Raw genomic sequence first — 12,831 nt, forward strand, 5'->3', positions numbered from 1 at the left:
GTGTTCTCCTGCCTGTTGTAAGTTATAACCGCGAGAATGCATTGCCCTGACGCGGTGGTGCGACAAAATGACCGGGACCCACCTCACGCAGCGCCACGCGCTCAAGGGTTTCGCCCCGTTTACGAATATTGCTCGGCATTTCGTCCTGCAACAGCACGCGCTGGGCGTGACGATGCTCAGGATCGGCAACCGGTACGGCGGCCATCAGCTTGCGGGTGTACGGGTGCTGCGGGTTTTCAAACACCGCCCGACGGGGGCCGATTTCAACTATTTGCCCCATGTACATCACCGCCACGCGATGGCTGATCCGCTCCACCACCGCCATATCGTGGGAGATAAACAGAAACGCAATGCCTAAATCCCGCTGTAAATCGAGCAGGAGATTGATGATTTGCGCGCGGATGGAGACATCCAGCGCTGACACGGACTCATCCGCAATAACCACCTTCGGATTCAGGGCTAATGCCCGGGCTATGCAGATACGCTGTCGCTGACCGCCAGAAAATTCGTGCGGATAACGCCAGGCATGCTCCGGCTTCAGGCCCACGCGCTCCAGCAGCCACGCGACGCGGCGCTGCGCGGCTTCACCGTCGAGCAGGTTATGCACCCGCAGCGGCTCCATAATCGAGTACCCCACCGTATGGCGCGGATCGAGCGACGCATAAGGATCCTGGAATATAAACTGAATATCCCGGCGCACCGCCTGCAATTTACTATTAGGTAGCGTGTCGATGCGCTCACCGTTGAAGGTGATGCTCCCCTCCTGCGACGCCACCAGCCTGAGCAGCGCCCGTCCGGTGGTGGATTTACCGCAGCCGGACTCCCCCACCAGCGCCAGCGTTTCGCCCGGCCAGAGATCAAAACTGACGTTTTCAACCGCATGCACTTCGCGCTTCACGCGATTGAGGATCCCGCTACGCAGCGGGAAACGGGTCACCAGGTCACGCACTTCGAGGATTGGCCTGCCGGGAACCACCGTATCCTGCTCGGTTTCGTCTTCCTGCTTGCCCTGTTCGGTCTGTGAGATCAGCGGAAAACGGCGCGGAAAATCACTGCCATTCATGGCCCCCAGACGCGGGACCGCCGCCAGCAGCGCTTTGGTATAAGAATGCACCGGCGCATGAAAGACCTGCTCCACCGTGCCGGTTTCCACGGCATTGCCCTGATGCATAACCAGCACCCGATCGGCAATGTCCGCCACCACCCCCATATCGTGGGTGATGAAAATCACCCCCATCTCCATCTCCTGCTGCAACACCTTAATCAGTTGCAGGATCTGGGCCTGAATAGTGACATCCAGCGCCGTGGTGGGTTCGTCCGCAATGAGTACCGCCGGACGGCACGACAGCGCCATCGCAATCATCACCCGCTGGCGCATGCCGCCGGAAAGCTGATGCGGGTAGCGGGACAAAATCGCGTGCGCCTCAGGGATACGCACCAGCTCCAGCATCCGTTTTGCTTCGTTGAGCGCCTCATCACCGCTCAGTCCCTGATGCAGGCGGATAGATTCGGCAATCTGCTCGCCCACCGGGAAAACCGGGTTCAGGGAGGTCATCGGCTCCTGAAAAATCATCGCAATATCTGCCCCGCGCACACCCTGCATCCGGGACGCGCTCAGCTCGTTGAGATCGATAACCTGACGGTTGCGACGGAGCAACAGCATCCGCTCGCTGGTGACCTGCCCGCCCGTCTGCTCAAGCAGACGCATCAGCGCCAGCGCGGTAACGGATTTACCGGAACCTGATTCGCCAACAATCGCCAGCGTCTCGCCGCGTCTGAGCGAAAACGATAAATTCTGTACTGCGGGGATGAACTGCCGCTCTTCCTGAAACGCAATATTCAGTTGGTGGACAGCCAGCACTTCGCAGTTGTCCAGCTCTTCACGGTGCGGCACGCAATGCCCCCTTATTCACGATAAATGCCTGTGCTGGGCGCATCGCCGGCATACCCCCACGCCCGGTACATCCCTTCACTGTTAAACGGCAGAGCCACGTTGCCCTCCCGATCCACCGCAATTAAGCCGCCAATCCCGCCCAGCGCCGGCAGTTTCTCCATCACTACCCGCTCGCAGGCTTCACTCAGGCTTAATCCGCCGTAATCCATTAGTGCGGTAATGTCATAGGCCGCCAGCGCGCGGATAAACACTTCGCCGGTGCCGGTGCATGACACCGCCGCGGTGGCGTTATTGGCGTAACACCCGGCCCCCGGCAGCGGGCTGTCGCCGACGCGACCGGGAAGTTTGTTAGTCATGCCGCCTGTCGACGTCGCGGCGGCGAGGTTACCGGCTTTATCCAGCGCCACCGCGCCTACCGTGCCCATTTTGCTGCGTTCATCGAGCGGCGCGGTATGGTCCAGCTGCGTCATCCCCGCTGTACGGGCCTCCAGCAGTTGCCGGTAACGCTCCTCGGTGGAAAAAAGCTCGGGCGAGACCGTGTCCATACCGTGCTCGACGGCAAATTTTTCCGCCCCCGCCCCGGCCAGCAGCACATGCGGGCTTTGTTCCATCACCAGACGCGCGGCCAGCACCGGATTACGCAGACGGCTGACGCCCGCTACCGCGCCCGCTTTCAGGGTGACGCCGTCCATCACGCAGGCATCCAGCTCGTGCGTTTCATCGCGCGTAAAGACCGAGCCAATACCGGCATTAAACAGCGGACACTCCTCCAGCAGGCGCACCGCTTCGGTCACCACGTCCAGCGCGCTGTCGCCCGCTTCCAGCATCCGCTGGCCTGTTTCCACAATGGCGTTCAGCGCATCAATATAACGCTTCTCCTGCTCGGGACTGAGCTGTGCACGGGTGATTGCCCCGGCACCGCCATGAATTGCGATAACCGCTTTACTCATTTCGCATCACCCATCAGCCTGGCTGGCTGCTTTTTCTATAAATATCATTATCGTCGACGAATCTTCAGATGATTTTTGAATATAGAAAGACGCAACTGTGATGTAAAGCGTACACCCATCGGGTCATACAGTTAGCCGCACTTTTCTGCCATAATGAGCGCTTTCGTTGTTACTCCGCAGGAGCCCACCATGGATTTTACCGCCGGACTGATGCCGCTTGAGACGGCACTCTCGCAGATGCTTGATCGTATTACTCCCCTGCACGACGTTGAGACGCTGCCGCTTGTGCGCTGTTTTGGCCGTATTGCCGCGCGCGATATCGTCTCGCCGCTGAACGTGCCGGGGTTCGATAACGCGGCGATGGACGGCTATGCCGTACGTCTGGCGGATCTGCAAACGGGTCAGCCGCTGCCGGTGGCAGGGAAAGCGTTTGCCGGGCAGCCGTTCAACGGTGAGTGGCCAGCGGGCACCTGCGTGCGCATTATGACCGGCGCGCCGGTGCCAACGGGCTGTGAAGCCGTGGTGATGCAGGAAGAGACCGAACAAACGGACGACGGCGTGCGTTTTACCGCCAGCGTCAAAGCGGGACAGAATATCCGCCATATCGGGGAAGACATTACCCTGGGCGCAACGGTCTTTGCCGCCGGGCAAAAACTGACGGTCGCCGAACTGCCGGTGCTGGCATCGCTTGGCATCGCGGAGATTGACGTGGTCCGCAAAGTGCGCGTAGCGGTGTTCTCCACGGGAGACGAGCTACAGCTTCCGGGTCAGCCGCTGAACGAGGGGCAGATTTACGACACCAACCGTCTGGCGGTGCACCTGATGCTTGAGCAGCTGGGCTGCGAGGTGATTAACCTCGGTATCATTCCTGACGATCCGCAAAAACTGCGCGCGGCGTTTATCGACGCTGACGCCTCTGCCGACGTGGTGATCAGCTCCGGCGGCGTTTCGGTTGGCGAAGCGGATTACACCAAAACCTTGCTTGAAGAGCTGGGTGAAATCGCCTTCTGGAAGCTGGCGATTAAGCCGGGCAAACCGTTCGCGTTTGGTAAACTTCCGCACAGCTGGTTCTGTGGCCTGCCGGGTAACCCGGTCTCTGCCGCGCTGACCTTCTACCAGCTGGTGATCCCGCTGCTGGCGAAGCTTTCAGGCAACAATGCCAGCCCGCTGCCGGAACGTCTGCGCGTGTGGGCGGCAACGCGCCTCAAAAAATCACCGGGCCGTCTCGATTTCCAGCGCGGCATTCTGGCGCGCAACGCCGACGGCGAGCTGGAGGTGAGCACCACCGGGCATCAGGGTTCGCACATCTTTAGCTCCTTCAGCCAGGGTAACTGCTTTATCGTGCTGGAGCGCGATCGCGGCCACGTTGAGGCGGGCGAATGGGTTGAAGTGGAACGCTTTAACCACCTGTTCGGAGGCTGACATGACGATGGAACTGAGCGACCCGGAGATGATGCGCTATAACCGCCAGATCGTGCTGCGCGGATTTGATTTCGAGGGTCAGGAGGCGCTCAAGGCGGCCAGCGTGCTGGTTGTGGGTCTTGGCGGGCTGGGCTGCGCGGCAGCGCAATACCTGGCTGCGGCGGGCGTCGGCAGCATGACGCTGCTGGATTTCGACACCGTGTCGGTGTCCAACCTGCAACGCCAGACGCTGCACAGCGACGCGACGGTCGGTCAGCCTAAAGTGGAATCAGCACGCACGGCGCTGGCGCGCATTAACCCCAACGTTCAGTTCACCCTGATTGACGCGATGCTGGATGACGACGCGCTGTTTGCGCAGATTGCACGGCATGACCTGGTGCTGGACTGCACCGATAACGTCGCCATTCGCAACCAGCTCAATGCGGGTTGCTTTGCCCATAAAACGCCGCTGATTTCCGGCGCTGCCATCCGCATGGAGGGGCAAATCACCGTATTCACCTACGCTGAAGGAGAGCCCTGCTACCGCTGCCTGAGCCGTCTGTTTGGCGAGAATGCGCTGACCTGCGTCGAGGCGGGCGTAATGGCGCCGCTGGTTGGCGTTATCGGTTCCTTGCAGGCCATGGAGGCGATCAAAGTGCTGGCGCACTATGGCACGCCCGCCGCGGGTAAAATCGTGATGTATGACGCGATGACCTGCCAGTTTCGCGAGATGAAGCTAATGCGTAATCCCGGGTGTGAGGTGTGCGAAGGTTAAAGCAAACGGCAACCTTCAGGTTGCCGTTTTAGTGTTTGCTCCCTCTCCCTGTGGGAGAGGGTTGGGGTGAGGGCATCAGGCCACACCCATCAAATAGACGTCCGCCCAAACGCCCCCTGCCAGTCCTGCTCAAACTTCACAATTGCCGCATCCACCGCCGGAGAGGTAATAAACTGCTGCGCCACGTCCAGCGGCAGCGTGATGGACTCGCACCCTGCCAGCAGGCAGTCCAGCGCCTGGCGCGGGGTTTTAAAGCTCGCCGCCAGCACTTTTGACTGCGGCGCGTGCAGGGTCAGCAACTGTTGCAGCTCAATTACGGTCTGAATCCCGTCCCCGCCCTGCGCGTCCACGCGGTTAACGTAAGGGGCCACATACTCCGCCCCCGCCAGCGCGGACAACATCCCCTGCGCGGCACCGTAGACCGCCGTGCCCAGGGTCGGGATCCCTTCCGCCTTCAGCATCTTGATCGCCGCCAGCCCTTCTGCGGTCACCGGCACTTTCACCACCAGATCGTTAATGATGGCGCGCAGCTTACGCGCGTCTTCCACCATCCCCTCGGCGGTCTTCGCCATCACCTGAGCGAACAGCTGGCCCTTGCCGCCCAGCGCGTCGTGCAGCGCGGGCAGCAGCTCTTCCAGGGGGGTTTTACCCGCCGCCACAATGCTTGGGTTAGTGGTCACGCCCGCCAGCGGGAAGATACGTGCCAGCTTTTTGACTGCCGCAACGTCAGATGTGTCGAGATAAAGTTCCATGATGTCACCCTCAAATTTAGCCTGCACTTACCCTATCACAGCAAAACCTGCTCAGGAATTGACCCATATCAAGCTAACTTTCATTCGAAAGTAATTTAATCTTCATGTGTAATACGAGGGCAAAAAAATGATCTTCAATATACAGCGTTACTCCACCCACGACGGCCCAGGTATTCGAACCGTGGTATTCCTGAAAGGCTGCTCGCTGGGCTGTCGCTGGTGTCAGAACCCGGAAAGCCGCTCCCGCAGCCGGGACGTGCTGTTTGATGCGCGTCTGTGCCTGGACGGCTGCGACCTGTGCCAGCAGGCGGCACCGGGCTGCATCGAACGCGCGCTGAATGGCCTGGTCATCCACCGCGAAAAGCTGAGTGAAGAGACGCTTGATGCCCTCACCGACTGCTGCCCGACGCAGGCGCTGACCGTTTGCGGCGAAGAACAGCAGGTCGAAGAGATCATGGCGACCGTATTGCGCGATAAACCCTTCTACGACCGCAGCGGCGGCGGGATCACCCTTTCCGGCGGCGAGCCGTTTATGAATCCTGACCTGGCGCACGCCCTGTTTAAAGCCAGCCATGAACAAGGCATTCATACCGCCGTTGAAACCTGCCTTCACGTGCCCTGGCACTATATCGAGCCGTCATTACCGTACGTCGATCTGTTCCTCGCCGACCTGAAGCATGTCGACGGAGATGTTTTCAAGCAGTGGACGGACGGTTCGGCTAAGCGCATCCTGGACAACCTGAAACGCCTGGCCGCCGCCGGGAAAACGATCACCATCCGCGTGCCGCTGATCCAGGGCTTTAACGCCGATGAAGCGTCCGTTACCGCCATTACCAATTTCGCCGCCGATGAACTCGGCGTCGATGATATTCATTTTCTGCCGTATCACACGCTGGGCATGAACAAATACACCCTGCTCGGCCAACCCTACTCTGCCCCTGACAAACCGCTGGATAACCCTGCCCTGCTGGACTTCGCGCAGCAGTACGCCTGCCAGAAAGGGTTAACCGCGACCTTACGAGGATAAACTTATGACCACCCTGAATCTCAACACCCTCAGCGAGCGCATTAAGGCGCACAAAACGGCCCTGGTGCATATCGTGAAGCCGCCGGTCTGTACCGAGCGCGCCCAGCATTACACCGAAATGTACCAGCAGCACATGGACAAGCCGATCCCGGTGCGCCGCGCCCTGGCGCTGGCGCATCACCTGGCCAAGCGTACCATCTGGATCAAGCACGACGAGCTGATCATCGGGAACCAGGCCAGCGAAGTGCGCGCCGCGCCGATCTTCCCGGAATATACCGTCTCCTGGATTGAGAAAGAGATTGACGACCTGGCGGACCGTCCGGGCGCGGGCTTTGCGGTGAGCGAAGAGAACAAGCGCGTGCTGCATGAGATCTGCCCATGGTGGCGCGGCCAGACGGTGCAGGATCGCTGCTACGGCATGTTCACCGACGAGCAGAAAGGCCTGCTGGAAACCGGCATCATCAAAGCCGAAGGCAACATGACCTCCGGCGACGCGCACCTGGCGGTGAACTTCCCGCTGGTGCTGGAGAAAGGGCTGGACGGCCTGCGCGCCAAAGTGGCCGAGCGCCGCTCACGCATCAACCTGACGGTGCTGGAAGACCTGCACGGCGATCAGTTCCTGAAAGCCATTGATATCGTGCTGGAAGCCGTCAGCCTGCACATCAAACGCTTCGCCGATCTGGCGCGCGAGATGGCCTCCAGCGAAACCCGCGAAAGCCGCCGCGACGAGCTGCTGGCGATGGCAGAAAACTGCGACGTGATTGCTCACGAGCCGCCAAAAACCTTCTGGCAGGCGCTACAGCTGTGCTACTTCATTCAGCTAATCCTGCAAATTGAGTCCAACGGTCACTCCGTCTCCTTTGCCCGTATGGACCAGTACCTTTACCCGTACTATCGCCGCGACGTGGAGCTGGACCAGAGCCTGGACCGCGAGCACGCCATCGAGCTGCTGCACAGCTGCTGGCTGAAGCTGCTGGAGGTGAACAAAATCCGCTCCGGCTCGCACTCCAAAGCCTCGGCGGGCAGCCCGCTGTATCAGAACGTCACCATCGGCGGCCAGAAGCTGGTCAACGGCGAGCCAATGGACGCGGTCAACCCGCTCTCCTACGCGATCCTCGAATCCTGCGGCCGCCTGCGCTCCACCCAGCCAAACCTGAGCGTGCGCTATCACGCGGGCATGAGCAACGACTTCCTCGACGCCTGCGTGCAGGTGATCCGCTGCGGTTTCGGCATGCCGGCGTTCAACAACGACGAAATCGTCATTCCGGAATTCATCAAGCTCGGCGTTGAACGCGACGATGCCTACGACTACGCGGCCATTGGCTGTATCGAAACCGCGGTGGGCGGCAAATGGGGCTACCGCTGCACCGGCATGAGCTTTATCAACTTCGCCCGCGTGATGCTGGCCGCGCTGGAAGGCGGCCGCGACGCCACCAGCGGCAAGGTGTTCCTGCCGCAGGAGAAAGCCCTCTCTGCCGGTAACTTCGATAACTTCGAGGAGGTGATGGCGGCGTGGGACACCCAGATCCGCTACTACACCCGCAAATCCATCGAAATTGAATACGTGGTGGACACTATGCTGGAACAGAACGTCCACGATATTCTCTGCTCGGCGCTGGTGGACGACTGCATCGAGCGCGCGAAAAGCATCAAGCAGGGCGGCGCGAAGTATGACTGGGTTTCCGGCCTACAGGTCGGTATCGCCAATCTCGGCAACAGCCTGGCGGCGGTGAAGAAGCTGGTGTTTGACCAGGGTGTTATCGGCCAGCAGCAGCTGGCGGCGGCGCTGGCGGATGACTTCGAGGGGCTAACCCACGAGCAGCTGCGCCAGCGCCTGATCAACGGCGCGCCGAAGTACGGCAACGACGACGACAGCGTGGATATGCTGCTGACCCGCGCCTATCAGACCTACATTGAAGAGCTGAAGCAGTACCATAACCCGCGCTACGGCCGCGGCCCGATTGGCGGTAACTATTACGCGGGTACTTCTTCTATCTCCGCGAACGTGCCGTTTGGCGCGGCGACGATGGCGACACCGGACGGACGTAAGGCGCATACCCCGCTGGCGGAAGGGGCCAGCCCGGCTTCCGGTACCGACCACCTCGGCCCGACGGCGGTGATTGGCTCGGTGGGCAAACTGCCGACGGAAGCGATTCTCGGCGGCGTGCTGCTGAACCAGAAGCTGAACCCGTCAACGCTGGAAAACGACAGCGATCGCCAGAAGCTGATGGTGCTGCTGCGCACCTTCTTCGAGGTGCATAAGGGCTGGCATATCCAGTACAACATCGTCTCGCGCGAAACGCTGCTGGAGGCGAAGAAACACCCGGATCAGTATCGTGACCTGGTGGTGCGCGTGGCGGGCTACTCGGCGTTCTTCACCGCCCTGTCGCCGGATGCGCAGGACGATATTATCGCTCGTACTGAGCATACGCTGTAATAGTGTATCCCCTCTCCCTTGAGGGAGAGGGAGAAAACACTAAAAACGGCAACCTCGGTTGCCGTTTTGCTTTTACTTTCGAATGAAATTAAATTTGTGCTCCCCGTCACCTTGTTATTAGAATGTTTCAAAACGCAGTGACCCAGGAGCATAGTATGACCGTAAAAGTTATCGTCACCGATATGGACGGAACTTTCCTTGATGATGCCAAGCAGTACGATCGTGACCGCTTCCAGGCACAGTTTAAACAGCTTAAAGCCCGCAACATTGAATTTGTTGTCGCCAGCGGCAACCAGTATTACCAGCTCATCTCGTTTTTCCCGGAACTGAAGGATCAAATCTCCTTCGTGGCGGAAAACGGCGCACTGGTCTTCGATCACGGCGAACAGATTTTCCACGGCGAACTGACCCGCCATGAGTCGCAGATCGTGATTGGCGAACTGCTGAAAGACAAAGGGCTGAACTTCGTGGCCTGCGGGCTGGAGAGCGCCTACGTCAGCGACCAGGCCCCTGACGCGTTCGTGGCGCTGATGTCAAAGCACTATCACCGCTTAAAGCGCATCAGCGATTACCGCGAAATTGACGACGTGCTGTTTAAGTTCTCCCTGAACCTGCCGGACAGCGATATTCCTAATCTGGTGGATAAACTCCACGTCTCCCTGGACGGCATCATGAAGCCGGTCACCAGCGGCTTTGGCTTTGTCGATTTAATTATCCCCGGCCTGCACAAAGCCAACGGCATCAGCCGCCTGCTGAAGCGCTGGAAAATCTCTCCGCAAGAGTGCGTGGCCATTGGCGACAGCGGCAACGATGCCGAGATGCTGAAGCTGGTGAAATATTCCTTTGCGATGGGCAACGCGGCGGAAAGCATCAAAGAAATCAGCCGCTACAGCACTGACGACAACAACCATCAGGGCGCGCTGAACGTCATTCAGGCCGTGCTCGACAACCACTCTCCTTTCGACGTCTGATCCTTTCCTCGCCGGAGTCCTGCTCCGGCACCCTCACTCATTTTCCCGTCCTGTGGCGCAGGTCAAGTTTTTAAACTTGCATTAACTTATTTTTAACTTAAAGTATCGCTTGTAGATATTTTTACTTTCGAATGAAAGATGCGAGGCAGTTATGACCTTTACCAGTGAAACCTTGCCGGCGGATCACAAAGCGGCAATCCGTCAGTTGAAACGTGAGTTACGCGCGCAGATCGGCGACGTGCAGGCGGTGTTCGACAAGCTCAGCGACAGCATTGCCACCCGCGTGGCGGAAATTAACGCCCTCAAAAATAAAGGTGAATCCGTCTGGCCGGTAATTCCGTTTAACGATGTGAAAAACGGCACGATTACCGACGCGCAGCGCGAGGCCGTTAAGCGCCGCGGCTGCGCGGTGATTAAAGGTCACTTCCCGCGCGAGCAGGCGCTGGCGTGGGATCAGTCGATGCTCGACTACCTCGAGCTGAACAAGTTTGACGAGGTGTACAAAGGGCCAGGCGATAACTTCTTCGGCACCCTGACCGCCTCCCGTCCGGAGATTTACCCGATCTACTGGTCGCAGGCGCAAATGCAGGCGCGCCAGAGCGAAGAAATGGCGCAGGTGCAGTCGTTCCTGAACCGCTTATGGACGTTCGAGAGCAACGGCAAGCAGTGGTTCGACCCGGACGTGAGCGTGATTTACCCGGATCGTATCCGCCGCCGTCCGCCGGGAACCACCTCGAAGGGACTCGGCGCGCATACCGACTCCGGCGCGCTGGAGCGCTGGCTGCTGCCCGCTTATCAGCAGGTCTTTGCCCGCGTGTTTGACGGCAACGTTGAGAAATACGATCCGTGGAACGCCGCGCATCGTACCGAAGTGGAAGAGTATACCGTCGATAACACCACCAAATGCTCGGTGTTCCGCACCTTCCAGGGCTGGACGGCGCTATCGGACATGATCCCCGGCCAGGGGCTGCTGCACGTGGTGCCGATCCCGGAAGCAATGGCCTATATTCTGCTGCGTCCGCTGCTGGACGACGTGCCGGAGGACGAGCTGTGCGGCGTGGCGCCGGGGCGCGTGCTGCCGGTTTCCGAGAAGTGGCACCCGCTGCTTATCGAGGCGCTGACCAGCATTCCGGCGCTGGAGGCGGGTGATTCGGTGTGGTGGCACTGCGATGTGATCCACTCCGTCGCGCCGGTGGATAATCAGCAGGGCTGGGGCAACGTGATGTATATCCCCGCCGCACCGATGTGCGAGAAGAACCTCGCCTATGCGAAGAAGGTCAAGGAAGCGCTGGAGACCGGCGCGTCGCCGGGAGACTTTCCGCGCGAGGATTATGAAAAAACCTGGCAGGACCGCTTTACCGTGAACGATCTCAACATCCACGGCAAACGCGCGCTGGGCATGGTCTAGCTGTCATACAGCCCTTCCCGCTCCACGGCGGTGCGTCGTTTCCCCTGACGTATCCGCCGTACCGACTCCCGCACGGTCAGCGTGCCGTTCAGCAGCAATGTGCCTACCGGCGCGTCCAGGCGCATGAGCCGCTGCTGGAGCATGTGTACCGCTTCCGTTCCCAGCTCATCGCGGGGAACATGCACGGCTGTTAATGGAACATCCTGAATCGCCGCCAGGTTAAAGCCGTCGATGCTCATCACCGAGACGTCCTGCGGCACGCGCAGGCCGTGGTTTTTTAAGGCGCTGATGGTGCCCGCCGCCATAAAGTCGCCGCCAACCAGGAATGCCGTCGGCAGGTCTTTTCCCTGCTGCTGATTTAGCCAATCGCTCACCAGCTGCTCCGTCTCTCTGGCGCTGAAGCTTGGCACCACCAGCAGATCGCGCTTGTCGTTGAACGCCAGGTTGTGGGACTGCCACGCGTCGCGGATCCCCGACAGGCGCAGCTCCATGGTGTAGCGACGCAGGCACAGCACGTTCATCACCTCGCGGTGCCCCATCTCGAACAGGTACTCCGCCGCCCGCTCGCCGATGGCGCGGTGATCCGGCGCAACGGCAGGCAGACGCATGTGCCGGTCGCGGCAGTTAATCAGCATGCAGGGTTTGCCCACGTCCACCGCCAGATCGTGGATATGCGGATCGTCAATACCAAGAAGAATGGCCGCCTGCGTGTCCGGCTCGTTCATCCGCGCCAGAAACAGCTGGGCGTCGCTGTCGTTCTCCTCCAGCGCGCAGTAGCGCAACCGGACCTCGTGGGAGGCAAGTGCTTTGCTCACGCTCTGGATCACGCGGTAGTAAAAGATGTCGGACCGCTCGTCGAAAGCGCGCTGCGGGGCAAAAACCACCAGGCTGTTAAGCAGCAGACGCCCTGCCGCCATGCCGTCCATTACCCCCAGCTCGCGCGCGCACGCCAGCACCTTTGCACGCGCTTTTTCGCTGGTATTCGCTTTCCCCGCCAGCACCCGCGAAACGGTGCTGATGGAGAGCTGCGTACGGGCCGCGATTTCGGTGATTTTTAGCCTTTTGTCCATTTTGTGATCTGGCTCCATTTGCGAAATGAAAAAATTTTCATAGCGTGTGTGTCAGGCAATAACTGACGTGAATGCCATCATGCCAGAGTGTTTTCGTCGGTTATGAGAAATTTTGCACAAAATCCACTTTTGCCCACTCATTTTCT

At 59.7% G+C, this 12,831-nt stretch carries 10 protein-coding genes; 6 read left to right on the forward strand and 4 right to left on the reverse strand.

Annotation, left to right across the window (positions count from 1 at the left end):
- Window positions 1–22: 22 nt before the first annotated feature.
- Entirely contained in the window at window positions 23–1,894 is a 1,872-nt protein-coding gene (gsiA, locus tag ACOTXD_RS05805; protein WP_061856317.1) for a glutathione ABC transporter ATP-binding protein GsiA, read from the reverse strand.
- 11 nt (window positions 1,895–1,905) lie between these two features.
- Complete coding sequence (gene iaaA / locus ACOTXD_RS05810) at window positions 1,906–2,844, reverse strand: beta-aspartyl-peptidase (RefSeq protein ID WP_061856316.1); 939 nt, start codon at window positions 2,842–2,844, stop codon at window positions 1,906–1,908.
- A gap of 189 nt (window positions 2,845–3,033) precedes the next feature.
- On the opposite strand from iaaA, the gene moeA reads away from it, so the two are divergent.
- Together moeA and moeB are read left to right on the forward strand one after the other, a co-directional pair.
- Window positions 3,034–4,266, forward strand: coding sequence for a molybdopterin molybdotransferase MoeA (gene moeA, locus ACOTXD_RS05815; protein ID WP_421766385.1), 1,233 nt, complete (start codon window positions 3,034–3,036; stop codon window positions 4,264–4,266).
- Between the two features lies 1 nt (window position 4,267).
- Window positions 4,268–5,020 (forward strand): molybdopterin-synthase adenylyltransferase MoeB, encoded by a 753-nt coding sequence (gene moeB / locus ACOTXD_RS05820; RefSeq protein ID WP_022650669.1) that lies wholly within the window; start codon window positions 4,268–4,270, stop codon window positions 5,018–5,020.
- 89 nt (window positions 5,021–5,109) lie between these two features.
- On the opposite strand, the gene fsa is transcribed toward moeB, so the two are convergent.
- Complete coding sequence (fsa, locus tag ACOTXD_RS05825; protein ID WP_061856314.1) at window positions 5,110–5,772, reverse strand: fructose-6-phosphate aldolase; 663 nt, start codon at window positions 5,770–5,772, stop codon at window positions 5,110–5,112.
- Between the two features lie 127 nt (window positions 5,773–5,899).
- Here fsa and ACOTXD_RS05830 point away from each other — a divergent pair, with 127 nt between their 5' ends.
- The 4 genes from ACOTXD_RS05830 (at window position 5,900) to ACOTXD_RS05845 (ending at window position 11,615) form a co-directional block, all read left to right on the forward strand.
- Window positions 5,900–6,799, forward strand: a complete 900-nt coding sequence (locus ACOTXD_RS05830) for a glycyl-radical enzyme activating protein (RefSeq protein ID WP_061856313.1) — start codon at window positions 5,900–5,902, stop codon at window positions 6,797–6,799.
- 4 nt (window positions 6,800–6,803) lie between these two features.
- Entirely contained in the window at window positions 6,804–9,236 is a 2,433-nt protein-coding gene (locus ACOTXD_RS05835) for a formate C-acetyltransferase/glycerol dehydratase family glycyl radical enzyme (protein ID WP_126501148.1), read from the forward strand.
- A 155-nt stretch (window positions 9,237–9,391) separates the two neighbouring features.
- On the forward strand, window positions 9,392–10,207 hold the full coding sequence (locus tag ACOTXD_RS05840) for a Cof-type HAD-IIB family hydrolase (protein ID WP_045346766.1): 816 nt from the start codon (window positions 9,392–9,394) through the stop codon (window positions 10,205–10,207).
- Between the two features lie 151 nt (window positions 10,208–10,358).
- Window positions 10,359–11,615, forward strand: a complete 1,257-nt coding sequence (locus ACOTXD_RS05845) for a DUF1479 domain-containing protein (RefSeq protein ID WP_061856310.1) — start codon at window positions 10,359–10,361, stop codon at window positions 11,613–11,615.
- Here ACOTXD_RS05845 and ACOTXD_RS05850 read toward each other — a convergent pair.
- On the reverse strand, window positions 11,612–12,685 hold the full coding sequence (locus tag ACOTXD_RS05850; RefSeq protein ID WP_061856309.1) for a LacI family DNA-binding transcriptional regulator: 1,074 nt from the start codon (window positions 12,683–12,685) through the stop codon (window positions 11,612–11,614). The genes ACOTXD_RS05845 and ACOTXD_RS05850 overlap by 4 nt on opposite strands.
- Window positions 12,686–12,831: the final 146 nt, after the last annotated feature.

This window comes from Enterobacter cloacae complex sp. CDL013 (assembly GCF_049238805.1).
Taxonomy (GTDB): Bacteria; Pseudomonadota; Gammaproteobacteria; order Enterobacterales; family Enterobacteriaceae; genus Enterobacter; species Enterobacter hormaechei_C.

Excerpts from the sequence above, each read along its gene's own strand:
- ACOTXD_RS05830 (WP_061856313.1), top strand. The coding sequence starts at position 5,900 with ATGATCTTCAATATACAGCGTTACTCCACCCACGACGGCCCAGGTATT.
- moeA (WP_421766385.1), top strand. The coding sequence starts at position 3,034 with ATGGATTTTACCGCCGGACTGATGCCGCTTGAGACGGCACTCTCGCAG.
- ACOTXD_RS05835 (WP_126501148.1), top strand. The coding sequence starts at position 6,804 with ATGACCACCCTGAATCTCAACACCCTCAGCGAGCGCATTAAGGCGCAC.
- ACOTXD_RS05845 (WP_061856310.1), top strand. The coding sequence starts at position 10,359 with ATGACCTTTACCAGTGAAACCTTGCCGGCGGATCACAAAGCGGCAATC.
- iaaA (WP_061856316.1), bottom strand. The coding sequence starts at position 2,844 with ATGAGTAAAGCGGTTATCGCAATTCATGGCGGTGCCGGGGCAATCACC.
- moeB (WP_022650669.1), top strand. The coding sequence starts at position 4,268 with ATGACGATGGAACTGAGCGACCCGGAGATGATGCGCTATAACCGCCAG.
- ACOTXD_RS05840 (WP_045346766.1), top strand. The coding sequence starts at position 9,392 with ATGACCGTAAAAGTTATCGTCACCGATATGGACGGAACTTTCCTTGAT.
- ACOTXD_RS05850 (WP_061856309.1), bottom strand. The coding sequence starts at position 12,685 with ATGGACAAAAGGCTAAAAATCACCGAAATCGCGGCCCGTACGCAGCTC.
- fsa (WP_061856314.1), bottom strand. The coding sequence starts at position 5,772 with ATGGAACTTTATCTCGACACATCTGACGTTGCGGCAGTCAAAAAGCTG.